Origin of the sequence: Hydrogenophaga taeniospiralis, from assembly GCF_020510445.1 — a bacterium.
In the GTDB taxonomy this organism is placed as follows: domain Bacteria; phylum Pseudomonadota; class Gammaproteobacteria; order Burkholderiales; family Burkholderiaceae_C; genus Hydrogenophaga.
The window spans coordinates 4622454-4644098 of the sequence record NZ_JAHBAG010000001.1; the positions used below are offsets into that span (position 1 = coordinate 4622454).

Below are 21645 nucleotides of genomic sequence, written 5' to 3' on the forward strand. Positions count from 1 at the left end.
GTGGCCCGTGCTTTGACCCATATCAGCACCGTGGCGAGCCGCCCGGGCTTTCAGAGCACGCGCTGGAACCAGAGCAGGGACAGCCCGGCCGAGAGCAGCACCAGCAGCGAAGCCGCCAGCGCGAGCAACGCGGAGATCTCGGTTTCCTTCTTCTCCACCGTCAGGCGGGTGCTGAGGGTTTCGTACACCTTCTTCAGGTTGTCCGCGGTGCCGGCGTAGTAGTACTCGGCCTGGGTCATGCGCGCCACGTCCTTGAGCGTGTCCTCGTCCAGCCGCACCCGCATCGACCAGCCTTCGAAGCCGATCACCTCGCCGTCCACCGTGCCCACGCCGACGGTGTAGACGCGCACGCCGCGGTCGGCGGCCAGCTTGGCGGCCTCGGCGGTGTCCACGCCGGTGGTGCGCTGGCCATCGGTGAGCAGGATGATGGCGGCCGAGGTGTAGGAGCCCGGCGCCACCGGTTCAAAAGCTTTCTGCTCCGTCTGCGGCTGGTCGATGGCCCGGCCCTGGGGGGCGAACGGGTCGCTCTGGCGCCCGTAGGTCATGTTCGCCAGGTCGATCCCCTGCCCCGGAAACAGCTCGGACAGCGCCACCACGATCGCGCTGCCGATGGCCGTGGCCCGTTGCAGCTGGAACTTGTCGATGGCGGCCACCAGGTCTTCACGGCTGAGCGTGATGGGCTGCACCACCTGGGCCGAGCCAGCGAACGCCACGATGCCCACGCGCACATGGCGCGGCAGCTCGGCCAGGAAGGCCTTGGCCGCGTTCTGCGAGGCCACCAGCCGGTTGGGCTCCACGTCGGTGGCGCGCATGCTGCCCGAGACGTCCATCGCCAGGATGATGGTCTGCTGCTGCGAGGGCAGCAGCACGACGGCCATGGGACGCGCGGACGCCAGCAGCATGGCCGCGAAGGCCAGCAGCAGCAGCAGCGGCGGCACGTGGCGGCGCCAGCCCGGCCCCCGGTCCATGGCCTCGCGCACGATGGACAGGCTGGCAAACCGCAGGGCGGCGCGCTTGCGCCGGCGCAGCAGCCACACATAGGTGATCACCAGCAGCGGCAGCACCAGCAACAACCACAGCAGTTCGGGCCAGAGGAAGGTGACGGGTGGGTGGGTCATAAAGCGCCCTCCGTGCTGCGCACTGCGGCGGCCGGGCGGGGGCTCGTGGCCCGCGCGCCCAGGTGTCCGCCCAGGCCGGCGCGCAGGCTGCTGCGGCGCCGGCGCAGCTCCACGAAGCGCAGCACCGCGTCGGCCAGGTCGTCGTCGGTGGCGAGCTCCAGCGTGTCCACGCCGGCGCGCGCCAGGCTCTCGCGCAGCTGCGCCTCGCGCTGGGCCGCGATGCGCGCGAAGCGCTGGCGAAAGCCCTTGTCGTGGGTGTCCACCAGCAACTGCTCGCCGGTCTCGGCGTCGCGGATGGGGATCAGCCCGAGGTCGGGCAGCTCCAGCTCCAGTGGGTCGAGCAGGCGCACCGCCACCACATCGTGCCGGCGCGCCAGCTCACCCAGCGGCTGCTCCCAGCCGGGCTCGCTGATGAAGTCGGACACCACGAACACCGTGGAGCGCTGGCGCACGGTGTGCACCGCCGCGCTCAGCAGATCGGCCAGCCGCGTGGGGCCACCAAATGCCGATGCGCTGGATCCCGACTTTGCCAGGGACACCGCCGGGCCGGCTTTGCCGGACGGCTGGTGTCGCCCCCTTGAGGGGGGCGTGCGCAGCGCGGCCGGGGTGTTCAGCAAATGCATCAGGCGCAGCAAGTGCACGCGCCCGCCGCGCGCGGGCAAGACCTCGTCCACACCGGGCTGGCCGCGCGATCCGTACAGCAGCGCCCCGACCCGGTTGCCGTGGCGCGTGATGAGCCGGGCCAGCACCGCCACCACGTCGCGCAGCACCTCGCTCTTGCGCTGATCGCCCGAACCGAAATCGACCGAGGGGCTGAGGTCCAGCAGAAACCAGGCGGCCATCTCGCGGTCTTCGGTGAACACGCGCACATGCGGTGTCTGCAGCCGGGCGGTGACGTTCCAGTCGATGTGGCGCACGTCGTCGTGGTGCTGGTATTCGCGCAGGTCGGCCAGATCCAGCCCGCTGCCCCGCATGAGGGTGCGGTAGTCGCCCTGCAGCAGGCCGTCGAGCCGGCGGATCACGGTCCACTCCAGGCGGCGCAGCAGGGCGTCTGCCTTTTCGACCGGCGCCACGACCGAAGGCGGCGGCTGCGCCGGGCGGGATTTGAAGAGGCCGAACAGCATGCGACGCTCCCGTTCAAGCCGCGCGCTTTTCGTGTTCCAGCGGCTTCGCTGGTGGCGTCACGGCGTCCATGATGCGCGCCACCAGGTCGTCGGCATCAAGCCCCTCCGACAGGCCCTCGTAGGACAACACCAGCCGGTGCCGCAGCACGTCGGGCACGAGGTCGCTCATGTCTTCGGGCAGCGCGTAGTTGCGTCCGCGCAGCATGGCCAGCGCGCGCGCGCCCTCCACCAGGCCGATGGTGGCGCGCGGGCTGGCGCCGTAGGTGAGGAGGCGCGCGAAGTCTTTCAGACCGTGTTTCTCGGGCGTGCGCGTGGCCGACACCAGGCGCACCGCGTACTGCACCAGCGACGGGTCCACATAGACCTCGCGGCACAAGGCCTGCAGCGCGGCGAGCTGATCGGTGGTGGCCACGGCCTGCACCTGCACCGCCGGGCCGGTGACGCGTTCGACGATGACGAACTCCTCTTCGTCGCTCGGGTAGTCCACCAGCACCTTCATCATGAAGCGGTCCACCTGCGCCTCGGGCAGCGGGTAGGTGCCTTCGGTCTCGATCGGGTTCTGCGTCGCCATCACCAGGAAGGGGCTGGGCACCGGGTGCGACACACCGGCGATGGTGACCTGCCGCTCCTGCATCACCTCCAGCAGCGCGCTCTGCACCTTGGCCGGCGCGCGGTTGATCTCGTCGGCCAGCAGCAGGTTGGCGAACACGGGCCCGAGCGAGGTGCTGAACTCGCCGGTCTTCTGGTTGTAGATGCGCGTGCCCATGAGGTCGGCGGGCACCAGGTCGGGCGTGAACTGGATGCGCTTGAACTGCCCCTGCACCACGTTGGCCAGCGTCTTCACGGTGAGCGTCTTGGCCAGCCCGGGCACGCCCTCGACCAGCAGGTGGCCCTGGGCCAGCAGGGCCACCATGACCCGCTCCAGGAACCGGTCCTGCCCGACCACCACGCGCTTCACTTCGTAAAGGATCTGCTCCATGAGCAGGGCGGTGTCGGGGCTGCTGTTCTCGCTCATGAAACGCTCCTGGGATTCAGAAAGGGGGAAGGCCGGCCGCAGACGCCGCGCTTTCGATCGGCACGGCAAAACCGATGCCGACGAAGGTGCGGTGGTTGCTGGGGTTGAGGATGCCGGTGACGATACCGATCACCTCGCCTTCCATGGTGACCAGCGGCCCGCCCGAATTGCCGGGGTTGGCCGCCGCGTCGAACTGGATCAGGTCGCTGATTTCCTGCTCGCCCTCGGGCGCCTTGAAGGACCGCCCGAAGCCGGAGATCACCCCGGCCGAGGTGGACGGGCCGATGCCGAACGGGAAGCCCACGGCCACCACCTGGTCCCCCGGCAACAGGTCGCCGGTGCTGCGCATGGTGGCCGCGTGCAGGTCGTCGGGGATGGTGTGGGCCTGCAGCACGGCCAGGTCGTTTTCGGCCTGCACACCGGTGACGCTGGCGCCGGACTCCGAGCCGTCGGCGAACACCAGCGCCACCTTGTCCGCGCCCTGCACCACGTGCAGATTGGTCAGGATGATGCCCTTGTCCACGATCACCACCCCGGTGCCCACGCCGTGCTCGACGGCTTCGCCCTGCTTGTTCTTCATGTAGGACACCACCCGCACCACGGCGGGCCGGATCTTCTCGGCCGCGCGCGCCGCGGGCGAGGGCAGGTTCTGCGTGCTCAGGGTGCGCAACACCGCCGCGTCGACGTCCTTCTGGGTGAGCGCCTTGGCGCCCATCGGCCCAGGCGCCCAGAGGCTGGCCAGCAGCAGCGCGCCCAGCAGCGCCAGCGCGGCCCACATCAGGCGGGGGCTCACCGCCGCGCGAGCCAGCCCGGCGCGCCAGCGGCCCGGCGCACGGGGCGCTGGCGCCGCCGCTTCGCTCGCCAGGGCCGGGTCGGGGCGCACGCCGGGCGCGCGCGGCGCCGCAGGGGCGGCGCGAACCGATCGGCTGTACAGGGCGGGCTTTCGCATAGCGACTCCTGAAACGCCTGGCGGGGCGGTGTGTCACATCATGCCGCGTTGCGGCGCCGGGCTCAAGCGTCGAGCAGTTGGCGCAGCACGTAGGGGAGGATTCCGCCAGCCCGGTAATAGTTCACCTCCACCGGCGTGTCGATGCGCAGCGTGAGCGCGACCTCGCGGCGCTGGCCATCGGGGCGGGTGATGACCATCGTGGCCTCGCTCTGCGGCAGCAGTTGCGGGTGGGGCAACACGTCGATCTGTTCTTCACCCGTGAGCCCCAGGCGCTCCCAGTTGTCGCCGGCCTTGAACTGCAGCGGCAGCACGCCCATGCCCACCAGATTGCTGCGGTGGATGCGCTCGAAGCTGCGCGCCACCACGGCCCGGATGCCCAGCAGCTGGGTGCCCTTGGCCGCCCAGTCGCGGCTGGAGCCGGTGCCGTATTCCTCGCCCGCGAACACCACGGTGGGCACGCCCGCGGCCTGGTAGCGCATGGCGGCGTCGAAGATGCTCATCTTCTGGCCCTGGCCCACGCCATCGCTCTGGTAGATCGTCCAGCCGCCCTCCTCGCGCGAGCCGTCCGCGCCGGGCGCGAGCATCAGGTTCTTGATGCGCACGTTGGCGAAGGTGCCGCGCATCATCACCTCGTGGTGGCCGCGGCGCGCGCCGTAGCTGTTGAAGTCGGCCTTCAACACGCCGCGCGCCAGCAGCCACTGGCCGGCGGGCGAACGCTCCTGGATCGAGCCCGCGGGCGAGATGTGGTCGGTGGTGATGGAGTCGCCGAACAGGGCCATGACGCGCGCGCCGCGCACGGCCGGGGCCTGCTCGGCCGGTGGGGCCAGTTCGAAGTGTTCGAAGAACGGCGGCTCGGCGATGTAGGAGCTGGCCGGCCAGGTGTAGGTGTTGCCGCTCACGCCGTGGATGCGCTCCCAGAGCTTGCCGGGCTCGCTGGCGACCCGCGCGTAGTTCTCGCGGTAGGCCTTGCCGTTCATCGCGAACCGCATCAGCTTGTGGATCTCGTCGCTGCTCGGCCAGACGTCGCCCAGGTACATCGGCTTGCCACCCTTTCCCAGCCCCAGCGGCTCGGTCATGAGGTCTTTCATGACGTTGCCCGCGATGGCGTAGGCCACCACCAGCGGCGGACTGGCCAGGAAGTTGGCCTTGAGGTTGGGGTGGATGCGCGCCTCGAAGTTGCGGTTGCCCGAGAGCACGGCCGCGCACACCAGGTCGTTCTGCGTGATCACGGCGTTGAGCTCGGGCGTGAGGTCGCCCGCGTTGCCGATGCAGGTGGTGCAGCCATAACCCGCGAGCGAAAAACCCAGCTTCTCCAGGTAGGGCAGCAGACCGGTGGCCGTGAGGTATTCGGTGACGATGCGCGAGCCCGGGGCCAGCGAGGTCTTGATGTGCGGCTGCACCTTCAGGCCCGCCTCCACCGCCTTCTTCGCCAGCAGGCCGGCGGCCAGCAGCACGCCGGGGTTGCTGGTGTTGGTGCAACTGGTGATGGCGGCGATCAGCACGTCGCCGTTGCCGATGGACAGCGTTTTCTGCACGGCGTGCGACAGCGGACCGGCCTCGGCATGGGCCGTGGCGCGCGCCGGCTTGTTGCCCTCCATCTCGGCCTCGAAACGCGGCGCGCCAGCCGGGGTGGGCGTGGCCTTTTCGGGTGCCGGGGGGTCGGCCGGCTGGCCCAGCTCGGGCTGGTAGCGGGTGTGCAGCAGCTCGGCCGGGCGGTTGAAGCCGTTCTGCGCGTTGGGCTTGCTGAACAGATCGGCGAACTGCTGCGCCACCTGGCCCAGCTCGATGCGGTCCTGCGGGCGCTTGGGGCCGGCCAGGCTGGGGGTGACCTGGCCCAGGTCGAGCCGGACCACCTGCGAGTAGTCGATGTCGCCCGAGGCCTGCGAGGCCCCCGCGGCGCCGGGCACGCCGAACAGGCCCTGGGCGCGGAAGTAGGCCTCGAAGGCCTCGATCTCGGCCTTGCTGCGGCCAGTGCCGCGGAAGTAGTCGAGCGTCTTGTCGTCCACCGGGAAGAAGCCCATGGTGGCGCCGTATTCGGGCGCCATGTTGGCAATCGTCGCGCGGTCGGGCAGCGAGAGCGAGGCCGTGCCTTCGCCGAAGAACTCGACGAACTTGCCCACCACCTTGTGCTGGCGCAGGATTTCCGTCACGGTGAGCACCAGGTCGGTGGCGGTGCAGCCTTCGCGCAGGCGCCCGGTGAGCTCGAAGCCCACCACGTCGGGCGTGAGGAAGTACACCGGCTGGCCCAGCATGGCGGCCTCGGCCTCGATGCCGCCCACGCCCCAGCCCACCACGCCGATGCCGTTGATCATGGTGGTGTGGCTGTCGGTGCCCACCAGTGTGTCGGGGTAGTACAGGCCGCCCTTCAGATGCACGCCGCGCGCCAGGTACTCCAGATTCACCTGGTGCACGATGCCGAAGCCCGGGGGCACCACGCCAAAGGTGTCGAAGGCCTGCATGCCCCATTTCATGAACTCGTAGCGCTCGCGGTTGCGCTGGAATTCGAGCTTCATGTTGAGGTCGAGCGCGTTCTTCGTGCCGTAGTAATCGACCATCACCGAGTGGTCCACCACCAGGTCCACCGGCACCAGCGGCTCAATGCGTTTGGGGTCCTTGCCCAGGCGCTGGGCCACGCTGCGCATGGCCGCCAGATCGGCCAACAGCGGCACGCCGGTGAAGTCCTGCAGCACCACGCGCGCCACGGTGAACGGAATCTCCTGCGTGCGCGCCGCGCTCGGCTGCCACTGCGCAAGCTGGGCCACGTGTTCCGGCGTCACGCGCTCGCCGTCGCAGTGCCGCAGCACGCTTTCCAGCACGATGCGCAGCGACACCGGCAGGCGCTGCACGCCGGGAAACTGGCGGGCCAGCGCGGGCAAGGAGTAGAAGCGACCGGTTTTCCCCGATGCCGTCTTGAAGGTTTTGACCGTGGACGCAAAAGGGTGGGAAAAGGCGGCGCCTTGTGCCATGGAAAACTCCTGTCGGTATCGGTGGGTTGCGAGCCATTCTGTCAGCAGCGCGCTTTACCGTGCTGGCAGTAATGGTTTGCGGCACATCCCAAAAAGCCCCGCGGAAACGGGTTCCGAGGGGCCGGCGTGGCGTGGTCGGGTGCCCTGGGCACCCCTGGCTTCTACCCCTGGCTGCTTTCAGCGGCGGGGGCCGTTGTTCTTCTCTTCGTCGGGCTGTTGGCGCGAGGGCGCGACCCGGGCCGGTTTTCCGGGCCGACAACCCGGTTCGCCCGGCTCGCAGGCGGGCCCCACCTGCGGCTTGGGCTGCACCGGCTTTTGCGGCCTTGGGCCGGCCTGTGCCGGCGGCGTGGGCCGTTGCGGGGCGGGTGCGATCCTGTCATCACGTGCCGGGCCGCGCTGCGGCGCCACCGGTTCGACCCGGCGCGGCGCCTCCGGGACCCCCGCCCTGAAGTGCTCGCGCGTCACCGCTTCTCGCGGCGCATGGCGGTAGTTTTGCCGGAGGATCTCGCGTTGCTGCTCCACCGCGTTGGGGTAGCGATCGCCGGGGTACTTCTGCTGGTAGCGCGGCAACGGGGCGGCCGCGGGTGTCTTGCTGCGGTCCCAGCGGTCCCATCCGGGGCGGCGCTGCGCCCAGTCAGGGCCCCAGTGGTCGTCCCACCGGGGTGGTGCGTCCACGCGCCAGCCGCTGAAATAGGGTGGCGGGTGCCGGTAGTAGCGCACGGGGATGCGCAGCACGAACAGGGGCACGTAGTCCCGGCTGGTCAGCGCCCATGGGCCGTTGTACCAGCTGCTGGCGTACCAGTTGTCGTCGACATAGACCCAGTACAGGCCGTCATAGAAAAAGTAGTTGGCGCTGGCCTGGGGGGCGTAATAGACCGGGTACCCGGGCACGGCGACCAGCGTCGGGTACGCAGGCAGGTTCACCCCGATGTGGATGCCCACGCTGACCTGGGCCTGCACCGCCGCGGCCGGGGCCAGCGCCAGCAACAGGGCCAGGCCCAGCGAGCGCACCCGGGGGTGGTTGACGATGGCCATCACATGCGCCCCGTCAGCACCATCACGAGCAGGATGACGACGATCAACCCCAGCACGCCGCTGGGACCGTAGCCCCAGCTCCTGCTGTGCGACCAGGTCGGGATGACGCCGACCAGCATCAGGATCAACACGATCAACAAAATGGTTCCGAGTCCCATGGTGTTCTCCTTTGGATGGGTGCGTGCGAAGGGGTGATCAGTTCGTGGGCGCGGGGGGCGGGGGCACCACGATCACGCGGGTGGTGCCGCCGGTCTTGCCCGTTTCGCCGGTGTCGCCGGTACTGCCCGTGGCTCCGGTGTTGCCCGTGTTGCCGGTGGCCCCGGTATCGCCTGTGTTGCCGGTAGCACCCGTGTCGCCGGTGCTGCCGGTGGCGCCGCTGGAGCCGGTGGCGCCGGTTTCGCCGGCAGGACCGGCGGGGCCGGGCACCACCACAGTGGCTGGCGGCGTGTTCACGACCACCGGTTCGCGATCGCAGGCCACAAGGCCGAAGGTGGAAATCAGTGCCAGCAGCACGAGTGAGCGGTTCATGGGGAGTCCTTCAGGGGTGAACGGGTGTGGTTTCGGCGGTTGCACGGGTCACACCGACCAGCCGGCTCGACAGAGGTGTCCAACCGGCATGGCCCAGCGTAGCCCGATGCGCGCAAAGCCTCTGTGCGCTGGCGAACACGCTGCGCGACCGGTGTATCCAGGGCGCCAGGACCTTTCCGTGGTGTTGCAGTGGTAACCAGGTGTTGCCCTCGTGGCCCTCAGATACCAATCCCTGTCTTTGAACACATTGGCGCTGGAACCGCCGGTCAGGATCGGCATTCAACCCAGGCCCGGGCCGTGGCGGCGAGCCTGCTCCGTGCAGGCCACCCACTTTTCGCAACGCCCGGGTCACAAACCACAGGAGGGCCCATCCATGACCGCAGTCACGTCGATTCGCGACAAAAACCAACTCCTCGCCGCACTGCCATCGGCCGAGTGGCAACAGCTGCAACCCGACCTGGAGTGGGTTGAGCTGGCGCAGGGGACCGTGCTGCACCAGACCGGCGCGGCCCTGCGCCACGTGCTTTTCCCGACCACCGCGACGGTCTCGCTCGTCTCCTCGATGGAGGACGGCGCCTCGGCCGAGGTGGCCGTGGTCGGCAGCGAGGGCATGGTCGGTGTGTGCGCCTTCATGGGGCACCCGCACGCGCTGAGCGACGCCGTGGTGCAACACCCCGGCCACGGCTACCGCATGAGCACCCAGGCCATCGTGCGGCACACCCAGCGCTCGCAGGCCGTCATGCACCAGTTGCTGGGCTACACGCAGGCGCTCTTCACCCACATGGCGCAGTCCTCGGCCTGCAACCGCCACCATTCGCTGGACCAGCAGCTGTGCCGCTGGCTGCTGCACCACCTGGACCGCCAGAGCAGCCCGGACATGCTGGTGACGCAGGAGCGCATTGCCGGCCTGCTGGGCGTGCGCCGCGAGGGCGTGACCCACTGCGCTCTGAAACTGCAGAAGGCGGGGCTGATCCACTACAGCCGCGGCCACATCGCCATCCTGGACCGCGATGGCCTGGAGGCCCGCAGCTGCGAGTGTTATGCCGTGGTCCGGCACGCCTACGACCACCTGTCGAGCGCGCCCGCCGCGCCGCACCTGCACCTGTGCCGCGACAACCGCCAGTCCGCGCCGGTGGTGACGCGCCAGTTGCGGGCCGCGTGACCGCGGCCACCGGGCGGACCGCTCAGAACATCCGGTCGATGAAGGACTTGAGCCGGTCCTCCAGGCTGTCGGGCGGCGGTGCGTTGGGGTCGGGCGGGGCCGGGATCAGGCCGCGGTCGATCGGGTCATCGTCCATGCCCAGTTCCTCGATGTAGCCCCCGTCGGCCCACTCGGTGTAGCGCCAGCCGCCGTCCGCCACCTGCACCACCCCTTCGGGAGCCAGCAGCGCTTTTTCGGGCTTGCCGCGCAGCGCGGTGGCCATGAACTGGATCCACGCCGGCAGGGCCAGCGAGGCGCCGGAGGCGTGGCTGCCCAGGCTGCGCGGGGTGTCGTAACCCAGCCAGACCACGGCCACCAGGTCGGGCTGGAAGCCCGCGAACCAGGCGTCGACCACGTTGTCGGTGGTGCCGGTCTTGCCGTACAGGTCGCTGCGGCGCAGCTGCGCCTGCGCCCGGGCCGCGGTGCCGCTGCGCGTCACGCCGTTGAGCAGTGTGGCGGTGAGGAAGGCGTTGCGCGCGGGCAGCGTGCGCTGGGCCTCGTTGACCACCGGTGCCGGGGCCTCGAACACCACCTCGTCGGCGCCGTTGGTGATGCGCTGGATCAGCAACGGCTCGACCTTCAGCCCCCCATTGGCGATCACCGCGTAGGCGCTGGCGAGCTGCAGCGGCGTGGTGGCGCCCGAGCCCAGGGCCAGGGTGAGGTTGTCGGGCTGGCGGTTCACGTCGAAGCCGAAGCGGCCGGTCCATTCGCGCGCGGCCTGGGGGCCGAGCAACTGCACCAGGCGGATGCTGACCAGGTTCTTGGAACGGGCCAGCGCCACGTCCAGCGGGATCGGGCCGTCGGCGCTGCCATCGGAATTGGCCGGCACCCAGGTGCCGGTGTCGGTCAGCGGCGCGTCGTTGACCAGGGTCTGCGGCATCACGCCGTTTTCCAGCGCGGCCGAATACAGAAAGGGCTTGTAGGCGGAGCCCGGCTGGCGCCAGCCCTGCGTCACGTGGTTGAACTGGTTGCGCTGGAAATCAAAGCCCCCCACCAGGGCGCGCACCCGGCCGTCGTGCGGGTCCAGCGCCACCAGCGCGCCCTCGGCCTGCGGCCACTGGGTGATGACCCAGTCGTCGCTCTTGAGAACCAGGCGTACCACCGAACCGCGCTCGATGCGCAGCGCCTTGGCCGCACCCTGGGCCAACCCGGGGCGCGCCTGGCGCAACCCCTTGCCACGGATGCTCACGACCTCGCCCGACGACAGCACGGCGGTGACTTCCTTGGGGCTGGCGCTGCCCACCAGGGCCACGCGCAGCGTCTCGTCGTCGCTGTGCTCGGCCAGCTTCTGGCTCACGGCCGGGTCGTCCAGCGGGGTGTCGGCGTCCAGCGCTTCGTGTGCTTCAGGGCCGCGCCAGGCCAGGCCGAGCTCGCGGTCGATCAGGGTCTTTCGCACCGCCTTCCAGGCCGCTTTCTGCTCGCGCGAGTCCAGAGTGGTCACGACTTTCATGCCCGAGGTGTAGGCGGCTTCCCCGTACTGGGCAAACACCTGTTGGCGCGCCGCCTCGGCCACGTGCTCGGCGTGCAGCTCGGTGTCGTCCGGGTTGCGCACCACCAGTTCTTCACTTTTGGCGGCCTCGTAGGTGGCCTGGTCGATCACGCCCACGGTGTGCATGCGCGAGAGCGCCACCAGCTGGCGCGCCCGTGCCCGCGCGGGGCTCTTGATCGGGTTCACGGTGGCCGGGCTTTGCGGCAGGCCGGCCAGCATGGCGCACTCGGCGGCGGACAGCGCGTCCAGCGGTTTGCCGAAGTAGGTCTGGGCCGCCTCGGCAAAACCGTAGGCGCGCGAGCCCAGGTAGATCTGGTTCATGTAGAGCTCCAGGATCTGGTCCTTGCTCAGCTCGCCTTCGATCTTCAGCGAGAGCATGGCCTCCTTGAGCTTGCGCGAGAGGGTGCGTTCGTTGGTGAGGAAGAAGGTGCGCGCGACCTGCTGGGTGATGGTGGAAGCGCCCTGGGAACGGCCACCGCTGAGGTTGGCCACCACCGCGCGCGCCACGCCCTTGGGGTCGATGCCGCCGTGTTCGTAGAAGCGTGTGTCTTCCACCGCCAGCAGGCTCTCGCGCATGAGCTGGGGGATCTGCCCGATGCGCAGGTACTGCCGCCGCTCGCTGCCGAAGCCGCCGATCTCCACGCCGTCGGCGGTGTACACGCGCAGGGGTTGTTTGGGCTGGTAGTTGGCCAGGCCGCTGGTGTCTGGCAACTGCGGGTACAGCACCGCGACGCTCACCACCAGGGTCAGCAGGCCAGCGGCCAGCGCGCCCAGCGGGGCCAGCAGCAGCCAGCGGCGGTGCCGGCGCAGCGCCAGCAGCACCGGTGCAAAAGAAAATGCCATGGGGTTCTTGCGCGGGTGGTGGCCGGTGGCGGGCACCGCGGGCGCACGGTTGTATCGGGCCGGCAATTATCCCAGCCAGGCCCGCCGGACACGTAACAAGCTGTCTTGGGCCCCGGTACGGCGTCCGGGCGGCCCGCGTGCGCCTGGCCCACCCCCGATTGCCGGACAATCCGGGGGGTGAACCTCAAAGCCCCCGAACTCCTGCTCCCCGCCGGCACGCTGCAACGCATGCGCGCCGCCTACGACTTTGGCGCCGACGCCGTCTACGCTGGCCAGCCGCGCTACAGCCTGCGCGCGCGCAACAACGAGTTCCGCATGGAACAGATCGCGCAGGGCATCGAAGAAGCGCACGCGCGCGGCAAGAAGTTCTTCGTCACCAGCAACCTGATCGCCCACAACGACAAGCTGCGCACCTACATCCGCGATCTGGCGCCGGTGGTGGCTCTCAAGCCCGACGCCCTCATCATGGCCGACGCCGGGCTCATCATGCTGGTGCGCGAAGAGATGGAGCGAGGCCGCTGGCCCGAGGTGCCGATCCACCTCTCGGTGCAGGCCAACACCACCAACAGCGCGGCGGTGAAGTTCTGGCACCGGCAGGGCGTGGCCCGCGTGATCCTCTCGCGCGAACTCAGCCTGGACGAGGTGGCCGCCATCCGCGACACCTGCCCCGATGTCGAGATCGAGGTGTTCGTGCACGGCGCGCTGTGCATCGCCTACTCGGGCCGCTGCCTGCTCAGCGGCTACTTCAACCGCCGCGACCCCAACCAGGGCACCTGCACCAACGCCTGCCGCTGGGAATACAAGACCCACGGCGCCCACACCGACAGCGACACCGGCGAAGCCGTGCCCGCCGAGCGTCTGGGCAGCGACTTCAATTTCGCCCAGGAAGACGAACACGCCGCCCGCCAATTCGCCGCCACCTGCGGCGGCGGTGCACGCCACCCGCTGGCCGACCGCGTGTGGCTGCTCGAAGAGAAAGAGCGCTCCGGCGAGCTCATGCCCATCATGGAAGACGAGCACGGCACCTACATCATGAACAGCAAGGACCTGCGCGCGGTGGAACACGTGGCCCGGCTGGTGCGGATCGGCGTGGACTCGCTCAAGATCGAAGGCCGCACCAAGAGCCACTACTACGTGGCGCGCACCGCCCAGGTGTACCGCCGCGCCATCGACGACGCGGTGGCCGGACGGCCGTTCAACCCCGATCTGCTGCGCGAGCTCGAAGGCCTGTCCAACCGCGGCTACACCGGCGGCCTGCTGGAGCGCCGGCCCAGCCAGGACTACCAGAATTACCAGAGCGGCAGCTCCGAGAGCCAGCGCAGCCAGTTCGTGGGCGAGGTGCTGCGCGTGCGCGAAGACGGCTGGGCCGAGGTGGAGACCAAGAACCGCTTCGCCGTGGGCGACCGGCTGGAGGTGATCCACCCCGGCGGCAACCGCCTGGTGCAGCTGAGCGCCATGCGCAACCAGGAGGGCCACGCCATCGAGGTCGCGCAGGGCAGCCCGATCCGCGTCTGGGTGCCGCTGGGCGCACCGGCCGAAGGCGCGCTGCTGGCCCGGTTGCTGTAGACCCCGGAGCGCCCTCCGGCCGCCCTGCCCTCTGAGCGGCGCTCAGCTTTTCCCCGACCCGGTCGATACAAAGGTTCAAGACCACCCCGCACAGCGCGGCGGTGGCCAAGGAATCATGGGAAGGGTTGGATCATGCTTTCGTGGCAATGGATGGCTTCGTTCTGGTCGGCGCCCATCGTCGAGGCGAACCTGGTCGTGTTCCTGAACCTGTCGGGGGCGCTGCTGCTGGGACTGGTGGTGGGCTACGAGCGCTCCTACCATGGCCGCGCCGCCGGCATGCGCACCTACGGCATCGTGTGCATGGCCTCGGCCGCGCTCACGGTGTTCGTCGGCTACCCGGGCTTCTGGTACGGCGGCCATGGCGGCATGACCGGCGTGGCGCTGGACCCCACGCGGGTGGTGCAGGGCATCGTCACCGGCGTCGGTTTTCTCGGCGCCGGCGTCATCATGAAAGAGGGCCTGAGCATCAGCGGCCTGACCACGGCGGCCTCCATCTGGGCCTCGTCGGCCATCGGCGTGCTGGTCGGTGTCGGTCTGTACGGCGCGGCCATCCTGCTGACCGCTCTGTCCACCGTGCTGATGGTGTGGGGCTCGCGCCTGGAATCGCACCTGCCCTCGCGCCACGCCATCGGCATCACCCTGCGCTTTGGCGCCACGCGCGCGCCGACCGAGGCGGAGCTTGCCGGCTGGCTGAAAGACTGCGGCTACGAGCTTGCGCCCGGGTCCATCGCCATCCATGTGGAAAACGCGCTGGCTCAGTGGCACTTTGTGGCCGTGGCCGTGGACCGGCGCCGCTGCTGGTCCTTGCCCCGGCTGGCCCAGCAGTTGGGCGAACGGTCCGAAGTCGAGCTGCTGGGTGTGGCCCACGCCCGCAACTGAACCCACCCCCAACCGAACCACATTCGGTGATCACATGAAAACCCACACACCCTGCACCATCCGCCGTCTGCTCCTGGGGGCTCTGTGTGTCGTGTGGCCCGCAGCCTTCGCCGGCACCAGCGACGAGGTGGCACCGCCCGACTGGGACTTCTCGAAGGACGGCAGCCTGATCATCCACCGCAGCGCCCGCGTGGCCTGGCCCCGCTGTGTGGAAGGCATGCAATGGAATGGCCAGCGCTGCACCGGCAAGGCCTTGTTGCTCGACCACGCCGAAGCGCTGGCGCGGGTCAAGGACCACCAGAAGGCCGACGGCGTGGCCTGGCGCCTGCCCCATATGAAAGAACTGCAGCAACTGGCCTACCAGAACGCCCGGCCGACCGCGACGGGACAGCCGCTGTTGCCGCCGGCCACTCATGGCTGGTGCTGGACCGCCACAACCACCATCAACATCCAGCCCCTCAACAACTACAACTACAACAACATCCAGCGCGGCCTGAACGGGCAGAACATCAACCAGATGAAGTTCCTGCACGGCTGGGCCGTGAACACCGCCACGGCCGAGGCGCAAGGCGACGTGCTCAAGCGCAGCAAACTGCTGGTGCGGCTGGCGCGGCCGTGGAAGGAATAACCCCACCACTTCATTCACCACGGATCACGCTCCGGCGCCCGCCCCAGTGCCAGAATCGGACCACCGGTGCCTCCCCGCAGAGCCCGCACCACCGTCCTGCCATCCTCCAGCCGCCATGAACCCGACACCTTCCATCGCCTCGGCCATCCTCTTGCAGCTCGCGGCCATCGCGCAGCGGCATCCCGCGCCCCGGGTGCGCCGTCTGCACGTGCCGCGCCGGTCCGGCGCCGCCGGTGAGCACGATGCCGAGTTCTGTGCCATCGAGCTGGAAGACGGCGGATTTGGCCTGTCCTATGTGCTGCTCGGTGACACGCTGGCCGCGCTGCTGCGCACGCACGGCGGCGGCAACGTGCCCTTGCAGGGCGCGGACCCGCTGGCCCTCGCGCAGCGCCTGGCCGGTGGCAGCGCGGTGGAGCGCGCCATCGCGCTGGCCGCCGTCAACGCCCTGACCGACTCGGTCTGGCGCCGGGTGGGCTACGAGCCGCCGCCCGCGGGCAATTCGCTGGGCGACGTGCAACTGGGTGCGCAGGACCACCTGGGCATGATCGGCTTCTTCCCGCCGCTGGTGAAGCGCGTGGCCGAGGCCGGCGGGCGGCTCTCGGTGGTGGAGATGAACGCCGAGATGGTGGCGCGTCAGCGCGAGCGTTTCCCGAACGTGCACATCACGCTGGACCGCGCCGACCTCGCCCCCTGCAACGTGGTCGTGGGCACCTCGACCATGCTGCTCAACGACACGCTGGACGCGATGCTCGCCGCAGCGCCAAACGCGAAGCGCTTCGCGGTGATCGGCCCCTCGGCCGGGCTGTGGCCGGACGCCCTGTTCGAGCGCGGCGTGACGCTGCTGGGCGGCACGCGGGTGACCGACCCCCGGGCCTTCAGCGATGCCATGGCCGAGGGTGCCTCGTGGAGCGAAGCCACGCGCAAGTTCGCCATCGCGCGCGAGGGCTGGCCGGGCTGGCGCACGCTGACCGGCCTGGCCTGACCCCACGGACTCGCCGCCCCAGGCGTCTCGGACGGCTTGGGCAGAGCCCGCCGCCAGACGGCTGCCCTGCCCCCGACACCGGCCCTTTACAGCCAGCGAGGCCCTGCGGCCAGCAACAGCAACCACAGAGCCCAGACCAGCCAGCCCGCGGCAGGCCGCCACGATGCACCGGACCGCGCGCGCAGGGCGCCGGGGGTGAAGCGCCCGACCCGGTGCTCCCGGGCCACCTGCAGCGCCCGAGCCACCGCGATGACCGATGCCGCCCCGGGCAGGCCCGGCGTCAGCCGGACCGAGGGCCCGGTGGCCGCCTCGCGGGCGTGCAGCGCGTGAAACGCCGTCATGGCCTGTCCGCTGCTCTGCGTGTAGAGCAGCTTGTGGAACAGGTGATCGAGCGAGGCCAGCGAAACCACCCGCGTGCGGCGCCACATCCAGGAGACCACCTCCCGCTCCACACCGTCGTCGCGCACCCGCAGGCGCCATTGCCGCGTGCCCGCGTGCAAGGCCAACAGCAGCAGGAGCGCCACGCCCCACCAGGGGCCGGAGCCCAGCGCATCGAGCCAGGAAGCGCGCGGCGCCGACCGCCACCACAGCACCGAGAGAATCCCCGCCGGCACCATCGCCAGCGCGGCCACCCAGCGCCACCCGACCTGACGGAACCGCATTTCCCAGACGTCGGGGCGCTCGACCACCTGGACCGAGTCCGGCAGCGGCAAGGAAGCGTCGCCGACCGACCACCCCTCGTGGCGCGGCGGAATCGCTTCCTCGCGCCCCCAGGCCGCCCGGTGGTCAAAACGGTCGGGCGCGGCCCTCGGGTGGCCCGCAGACCGGGCTGGCGTCTCTTGAACCGGTACGTCGTACGACACCTCGACGGCCCCCTCCGCGGCCAGGATCTCCAGCCGCCAGTCGACCCGCTCGCCCGAGCGTCGGCCGCCATGGGTGGGCGCATCGGCGGGCAGCTCAAAACGCGCATGCCACCGCTCACCGCCGGCCATGTCCGGCATCACCGTCGCGGCCCGCTCAAAGGCTTCCACCCGCCGCTCCTGGGTACCGGAGCCGGCGTCGTCCACCCGGTACTGTGCAAGCCGCAACCGCCGGCCCGCAGGCGTTGCGTTCCGCAGCGCGCGGGACGACAGCGCCAGTTCCACCTCGAAGGCCTCCCCGGCCCGTGGCCCGGCCGGCTCGAACCGGACCGAGGTCCCGGCAAAGCGCCAGGCCCGCACCGACTGGCGCCAGGCCAGCGTGAGCACGCCGATACCGATCACCACGAAGACCGACACGAAAGCCTTGCCCCACCACGGGGACCCACTCATCCAGAACAGCGCCGCCATCGGAAACGAGATGCCACACCAGAACAGCGCAAAAAACCAGAGAAACCCCTGGCCTCGGCTGGCCGAGCTCCGGGGGGGCGCGCCGCCGGCCAGTTGCGCCGCCGCATCGGCGGTGGTCCTGGAGCGGCGCAGACGGGCGGCATCGAACGCGCCGGCATCACGCCCCGTCAATGCACGCCAGAACATCCACAGTGCCCCCAGGCCAACGCCCGTGAACACCAACGCAAACGGCAGGTGGAAGATGGCCTTGGCCCAGCGGATGTGCGGGTCCAGCACCGACCGCGTCGGGTCCTCGGGGTCCACCCAGACCGTGACCGTCTGACCCCGGTCCCGGGCCGAACTCAGCCGCGTGTGCCATCGCTGGTGCCAGTCCCCGATGTTGTCCGAACCGGCCTCTGGGTCCAGCCCGATGCGGGTGGACTCGTGGGTGCGGCCACCGGCGGTGTACCGGTAGCGGGCCCGGACCGCATAGGTGGTGCCATCACCGTCGTGGTTCGACGTGAGCTGGCTCGACAGCACCTCGGCCGCCACCGCCTGCCAGGACCGGACCTCCCAGGCCGCGCTCATCGTCCGGGCCAGCGGCAGTACGCCGAAATACAGCCCGCCACCGCCAAACGCCAAGGCAAACACCGCGCTGAACAGCAGGGTGCCCAGCCGTACGGCGATGCCCAAAGCAGCCTGTGGTGTGCGCATGCGCCCAGCATAACAAGGCGCCTGCGTCCACCGGAATGGCGATGCGTCAGCGAATACAAAAAGGCCCGGGGATCACTCCCCGGGCCTTTGTCATTCAGCCAGCAAGCGGCTCGGTGCTCAGGCAACCGCCTTGGCGGCCTCCGCGTACTCTTCGATCTGGTCGAAGTTCATGTACTTGTAGATCTGGCTGCCGTCCTTGTTGATCACGCCCATGTCGGCCTGGTATTCGGCCACGGTCGGGATGCGGCCCAGCTTGGACGCGATGGCGGCGAGTTCGGCCGAGGCCAGGTACACAAAGGTGTTCTTGCCCAGGCGGTTCGGGAAGTTGCGGGTCGAGGTGGACACCACGGTCGCGCCTTCACGCACCTGCGCCTGGTTGCCCATGCACAGCGAGCAGCCGGGCATTTCGGTGCGGGCACCGGCCGCGCCGAACACGCCGTAATGGCCTTCCTTGGTCAGCTCCGAAGCGTCCATCTTGGTCGGCGGGGCGATCCACAGCTTGACCGGAATGTCGCGCTTGCCTTCGAGCAGCTTGGAGGCGGCGCGGAAGTGGCCGATGTTGGTCATGCAAGAGCCGATGAACACTTCGTCGATCTTGGCGCCGGCCACTTCGGAGAGCAGCTTGGCGTCGTCCGGGTCGTTCGGGCAGCACAGCACGGGCTCGGTCAGTTCGTTCAGGTCGATCTCGATCACGGCCGCGTATTCGGCGTCCTTGTCGGCTTCGAGCAGGTTCGGGTTGGCCAGCCAGGCTTCGACCTTTTCAATGCGGCGCGCCAGCGTGCGGGCGTCGGCGTAACCGTCGGCGATCATGTTCTTCATCAGCACGACGTTGCTGGTGAGGTATTCCTTGATCGGCTCGGGGTTGAGCTTCACGGTGCAACCGGCGGCGCTGCGTTCGGCCGAGGCGTCGGACAGTTCAAACGCCTGTTCGACCTTCAGATCGGGCAGGCCTTCGATTTCCAGGATGCGGCCGGAGAACACGTTCTTCTTGCCGGCCTTGGCCACGGTCAGCAAACCGGCCTTGATGGCGTACAACGGGATCGCGTGCACCAGATCGCGCAGCGTGATGCCGGGCTGCATCTGGCCTTTGAAGCGCACCAGCACCGACTCGGGCATGTCCAGCGGCATCACGCCAGTGGCGGCACCGAAGGCCACCAGGCCGGAGCCCGCGGGGAAGGAAATGCCGATCGGGAAGCGGGTGTGCGAGTCACCGCCGGTGCCCACGGTGTCGGGCAGCAGCAGGCGGTTGAGCCAGCTGTGGATCACGCCGTCGCCCGGGCGCAGGGCCACGCCGCCGCGGCTGCTGATGAACTTGGGCAGTTCGCGGTGCGTCTTCACGTCCACCGGCTTGGGGTAAGCAGCGGTGTGGCAGAAGGACTGCATCACCAGGTCGGCGGAAAAGCCCAGGCAGGCCAGGTCTTTCAGCTCGTCGCGGGTCATCGGGCCGGTGGTGTCTTGCGAACCCACGGTGGTCATCTTCGGCTCGCAGTAGGTGCCGGGGCGCACGCCCTGGCCTTCGGGCAGGCCGACCGCACGGCCGACCATCTTCTGCGCCAGCGTGAAGCCGGCCTTGGTCGCGGTGGGGGTGCTGGGCAGGCGGAACAGGGTGCTCGCTGACAGGCCCAGGAACTCACGCGCCTTGGCGGTGAGCGAACGGCCAATGATCAGGTTGATGCGGCCGCCGGCGCGCACTTCGTCGAACAGCACGTCGCTCTTGAGCTTGAACTCGACCACGATTTCACCGTTGCGCACGATCTTGCCGTCGTAGGGCATCACGTCAACCACGTCGCCCATTTCCAGCTTGGACACGTCCACTTCAATCGGCAACGAGCCCGAGTCTTCCTGCGTATTGAAGAAGATGGGAGCGATCTTGCCGCCCAGCGTGACACCACCGAAACGCTTGTTCGGCACGAAGGGGATGTCCTGGCCCGTGGCCCAGATCACGCTGTTGGTGGCCGACTTGCGCGAAGAACCGGTGCCCACCACGTCGCCCACGTAGGCCACGAGGTTGCCCTTTTTCTTCAGGTCTTCGATGAACTGCATCGGGCCGCGCTTGCCGTCTTCTTCGGGCTTGAAGGCCGCGCCTTCGCGCGTGTTCTTCAGCATGGCCAGGTAGTGCAGCGGGATGTCCGGGCGGCTCCAGGCATCGGGTGCGGGAGAGAGATCGTCGGTGTTGGTTTCGCCCGGCACCTTGAACACGGTCACGGTGATGGACTTGGGCACTTCGGGGCGGCTGGTGAACCACTCGGCGTCGGCCCAGGATTGCACGACCTCCTTGGCCTTGGCGTTGCCGGCCTTGGCCTTTTCGGCCACGTCGTTGAAGAAGTCGAACATCAGCAGCGTCTTCTTCAGGCCCTCGGCGGCCACGCCGGCGACTTCGGCGTCGTCCAGCAGTTCGATCAGCGGGTGCACGTTGTAGCCACCCACCATGGTGCCGAGCAGCTCGGTGGCCTTGGCCTTGGAGATCAGGCCGACCTTCACGTCGCCGTGGGCCACGGCGGCCAGGAACGAGGCCTTGACCTTGGCGGCATCGTCCACACCCGGGGGCACGCGGTGCGTGAGCAGGTCGAGCAGGAAGGCGTCTTCGCCAGCCGGCGGCGCCTTGATGAGCTCGATCAGGTCAGCGACCTGCTGCGCGGTCAGCGGCAAGGGCGGAATGCCCAGCGCTGCGCGCTCGGCCACGTGTTCTCGGTAGGCTTTCAACATGTTTCAACTCCAGAGGTCAAAGGTTGGGATTCGGGGTTGCGGTTGCAGCCGGTGGTGGTGGCTGCCGCGGCGGGAGGGGTTGGCAAGGGCTCGAACAAGCTCGGTGCCGGGTTGGTTTTCAGGGCCTCGGCCACCTGGCGCTGCTGCTCGCCCATGCATTCGTCGGCCAGGCGGCGGCCGAGTTTCTGGCTCATCAACATGGACTTGTTGCCCAGCTGAATCCACACCACGCCCTGCAACGGGTCTTCCAGCCGTATCGCGCCGGTGCGGCTCTCGACCGGGTGCAGGCGGTAGCGGTCTTTGTTCAGGTGCAGGTGGAAAAAGCCGTTGGCCTGCGTGTCGGACTCCAGCCGGACCGTGCTGCCCAGATCGCAGGGGAAGGTACCGACATGCACCCGGGCGGCCACATCCAGATCGCGCTCGGTCAGCACCGGGTCGACCGGCGCGGGCATGGCCATGGGCGCGGGCTTGCGCAGAAGCGCTTTCGGCTTCGACTGGGCCATGCCCGGCCCGCTCGACAAAGCCAGGACGGCACCCAGAACCAGTGCGGTCCAAGCGGTGGTGGAGGTTTGCGTCTGTGCCATTGCCAGTGTCC

The 21645-nt window shown here is 69.3% G+C and carries 17 protein-coding genes; 5 read left to right on the forward strand and 12 right to left on the reverse strand.

The annotated features are described in order from the left end of the window. Positions 1-50 precede the first annotated feature (50 nt). The 8 genes from KIH07_RS22195 to KIH07_RS22230 all read right to left on the reverse strand — a co-directional run bounded on the left by KIH07_RS22195 (position 51) and on the right by KIH07_RS22230 (position 8735). The gene (locus KIH07_RS22195) at positions 51-1118 is read right to left on the reverse strand and encodes a VWA domain-containing protein (protein ID WP_226494036.1); all 1068 of its coding nucleotides are present in this window, start codon (positions 1116-1118) and stop codon (positions 51-53) included. Continuing rightward, positions 1115-2242 carry a DUF58 domain-containing protein gene (locus KIH07_RS22200; RefSeq protein WP_226494037.1) on the reverse strand — a complete coding sequence of 376 codons (1128 nt, stop codon included), beginning with the start codon at positions 2240-2242 and terminating at the stop codon, positions 1115-1117. Before KIH07_RS22200 ends, KIH07_RS22195 begins: the two co-directional genes overlap by 4 nt. 13 nt (positions 2243-2255) lie before the next feature. Beyond that, a complete protein-coding gene (locus tag KIH07_RS22205) occupies positions 2256-3257 on the reverse strand; it encodes an AAA family ATPase (RefSeq protein ID WP_226494038.1) in 1002 nt (333 codons plus the stop codon). Between the two features lie 16 nt (positions 3258-3273). Continuing rightward, positions 3274-4206, reverse strand: a complete 933-nt coding sequence (locus KIH07_RS22210) for a S1C family serine protease (protein WP_226494039.1) — start codon at positions 4204-4206, stop codon at positions 3274-3276. Between the two features lie 62 nt (positions 4207-4268). Then, positions 4269-7172 (reverse strand): aconitate hydratase AcnA, encoded by a 2904-nt coding sequence (acnA, locus tag KIH07_RS22215; protein ID WP_226494040.1) that lies wholly within the window; start codon positions 7170-7172, stop codon positions 4269-4271. 177 nt (positions 7173-7349) lie between these two features. Next, the gene (locus tag KIH07_RS22220) at positions 7350-8207 is read right to left on the reverse strand and encodes a hypothetical protein (protein WP_226494041.1); all 858 of its coding nucleotides are present in this window, start codon (positions 8205-8207) and stop codon (positions 7350-7352) included. After that, positions 8207-8365: a DUF3309 family protein gene (locus KIH07_RS22225; RefSeq protein WP_226494042.1), complete on the reverse strand. Its 159-nt coding sequence runs from the start codon at positions 8363-8365 to the stop codon at positions 8207-8209. The genes KIH07_RS22220 and KIH07_RS22225 overlap by 1 nt, the downstream gene beginning before the upstream one ends. A gap of 37 nt (positions 8366-8402) precedes the next feature. Beyond that, on the reverse strand, positions 8403-8735 hold the full coding sequence (locus KIH07_RS22230) for a collagen-like protein (protein ID WP_226494043.1): 333 nt from the start codon (positions 8733-8735) through the stop codon (positions 8403-8405). Positions 8736-9108: 373 nt separating this feature from the next. On the opposite strand from KIH07_RS22230, the gene KIH07_RS22235 reads away from it, so the two are divergent. Then, a complete protein-coding gene (locus tag KIH07_RS22235; protein ID WP_226494044.1) occupies positions 9109-9897 on the forward strand; it encodes a Crp/Fnr family transcriptional regulator in 789 nt (262 codons plus the stop codon). A 22-nt stretch (positions 9898-9919) separates the two neighbouring features. Here the strand turns inward: KIH07_RS22235 and KIH07_RS22240 are convergent, their stop codons facing one another. Continuing rightward, positions 9920-12268, reverse strand: coding sequence for a penicillin-binding protein 1A (locus KIH07_RS22240; protein WP_226494045.1), 2349 nt, complete (start codon positions 12266-12268; stop codon positions 9920-9922). Between the two features lie 177 nt (positions 12269-12445). Between KIH07_RS22240 and yegQ the strand changes: the two genes are divergently transcribed. From yegQ to KIH07_RS22260, 4 genes are all read left to right on the forward strand, one after another. Continuing rightward, a complete protein-coding gene (gene yegQ, locus KIH07_RS22245) occupies positions 12446-13834 on the forward strand; it encodes a tRNA 5-hydroxyuridine modification protein YegQ (protein ID WP_226494046.1) in 1389 nt (462 codons plus the stop codon). A 132-nt stretch (positions 13835-13966) separates the two neighbouring features. Then, positions 13967-14713, forward strand: a complete 747-nt coding sequence (locus KIH07_RS22250) for an MgtC/SapB family protein (protein ID WP_226494047.1) — start codon at positions 13967-13969, stop codon at positions 14711-14713. Positions 14714-14747: 34 nt separating this feature from the next. Further along, a complete protein-coding gene (locus tag KIH07_RS22255) occupies positions 14748-15341 on the forward strand; it encodes a DUF1566 domain-containing protein (RefSeq protein WP_226494048.1) in 594 nt (197 codons plus the stop codon). Positions 15342-15456: 115 nt separating this feature from the next. Further along, positions 15457-16323: a Rossmann-like domain-containing protein gene (locus tag KIH07_RS22260; RefSeq protein WP_226494049.1), complete on the forward strand. Its 867-nt coding sequence runs from the start codon at positions 15457-15459 to the stop codon at positions 16321-16323. A gap of 86 nt (positions 16324-16409) precedes the next feature. Here the strand turns inward: KIH07_RS22260 and KIH07_RS22265 are convergent, their stop codons facing one another. From KIH07_RS22265 to KIH07_RS22275, 3 genes are all read right to left on the reverse strand, one after another. Next, positions 16410-18344: a DUF3592 domain-containing protein gene (locus KIH07_RS22265; protein WP_226494050.1), complete on the reverse strand. Its 1935-nt coding sequence runs from the start codon at positions 18342-18344 to the stop codon at positions 16410-16412. A gap of 117 nt (positions 18345-18461) precedes the next feature. Further along, on the reverse strand, positions 18462-21050 hold the full coding sequence (acnB, locus tag KIH07_RS22270) for a bifunctional aconitate hydratase 2/2-methylisocitrate dehydratase (protein ID WP_226494051.1): 2589 nt from the start codon (positions 21048-21050) through the stop codon (positions 18462-18464). Then, positions 21044-21634, reverse strand: a complete 591-nt coding sequence (locus tag KIH07_RS22275; protein ID WP_226494052.1) for a hypothetical protein — start codon at positions 21632-21634, stop codon at positions 21044-21046. The genes acnB and KIH07_RS22275 overlap by 7 nt, the downstream gene beginning before the upstream one ends. Between the last annotated feature and the right edge of the window lie 11 nt (positions 21635-21645).

What these genes read in the sequence shown, in the direction of transcription:
- acnB (WP_226494051.1), bottom strand. Translation starts at nt 21,050, where the DNA reads ATGTTGAAAGCCTACCGAGAACACGTGGCCGAGCGCGCAGCGCTGGGC.
- KIH07_RS22205 (WP_226494038.1), bottom strand. Translation starts at nt 3,257, where the DNA reads ATGAGCGAGAACAGCAGCCCCGACACCGCCCTGCTCATGGAGCAGATC.
- KIH07_RS22265 (WP_226494050.1), bottom strand. Translation starts at nt 18,344, where the DNA reads ATGCGCACACCACAGGCTGCTTTGGGCATCGCCGTACGGCTGGGCACC.
- KIH07_RS22260 (WP_226494049.1), top strand. Translation starts at nt 15,457, where the DNA reads ATGAACCCGACACCTTCCATCGCCTCGGCCATCCTCTTGCAGCTCGCG.
- KIH07_RS22195 (WP_226494036.1), bottom strand. Translation starts at nt 1,118, where the DNA reads ATGACCCACCCACCCGTCACCTTCCTCTGGCCCGAACTGCTGTGGTTG.
- KIH07_RS22250 (WP_226494047.1), top strand. Translation starts at nt 13,967, where the DNA reads ATGCTTTCGTGGCAATGGATGGCTTCGTTCTGGTCGGCGCCCATCGTC.
- KIH07_RS22255 (WP_226494048.1), top strand. Translation starts at nt 14,748, where the DNA reads ATGAAAACCCACACACCCTGCACCATCCGCCGTCTGCTCCTGGGGGCT.
- KIH07_RS22225 (WP_226494042.1), bottom strand. Translation starts at nt 8,365, where the DNA reads ATGGGACTCGGAACCATTTTGTTGATCGTGTTGATCCTGATGCTGGTC.
- acnA (WP_226494040.1), bottom strand. Translation starts at nt 7,172, where the DNA reads ATGGCACAAGGCGCCGCCTTTTCCCACCCTTTTGCGTCCACGGTCAAA.
- KIH07_RS22240 (WP_226494045.1), bottom strand. Translation starts at nt 12,268, where the DNA reads ATGGCATTTTCTTTTGCACCGGTGCTGCTGGCGCTGCGCCGGCACCGC.
- KIH07_RS22230 (WP_226494043.1), bottom strand. Translation starts at nt 8,735, where the DNA reads ATGAACCGCTCACTCGTGCTGCTGGCACTGATTTCCACCTTCGGCCTT.
- KIH07_RS22235 (WP_226494044.1), top strand. Translation starts at nt 9,109, where the DNA reads ATGACCGCAGTCACGTCGATTCGCGACAAAAACCAACTCCTCGCCGCA.
- KIH07_RS22200 (WP_226494037.1), bottom strand. Translation starts at nt 2,242, where the DNA reads ATGCTGTTCGGCCTCTTCAAATCCCGCCCGGCGCAGCCGCCGCCTTCG.
- KIH07_RS22275 (WP_226494052.1), bottom strand. Translation starts at nt 21,634, where the DNA reads ATGGCACAGACGCAAACCTCCACCACCGCTTGGACCGCACTGGTTCTG.
- KIH07_RS22220 (WP_226494041.1), bottom strand. Translation starts at nt 8,207, where the DNA reads ATGGCCATCGTCAACCACCCCCGGGTGCGCTCGCTGGGCCTGGCCCTG.
- KIH07_RS22210 (WP_226494039.1), bottom strand. Translation starts at nt 4,206, where the DNA reads ATGCGAAAGCCCGCCCTGTACAGCCGATCGGTTCGCGCCGCCCCTGCG.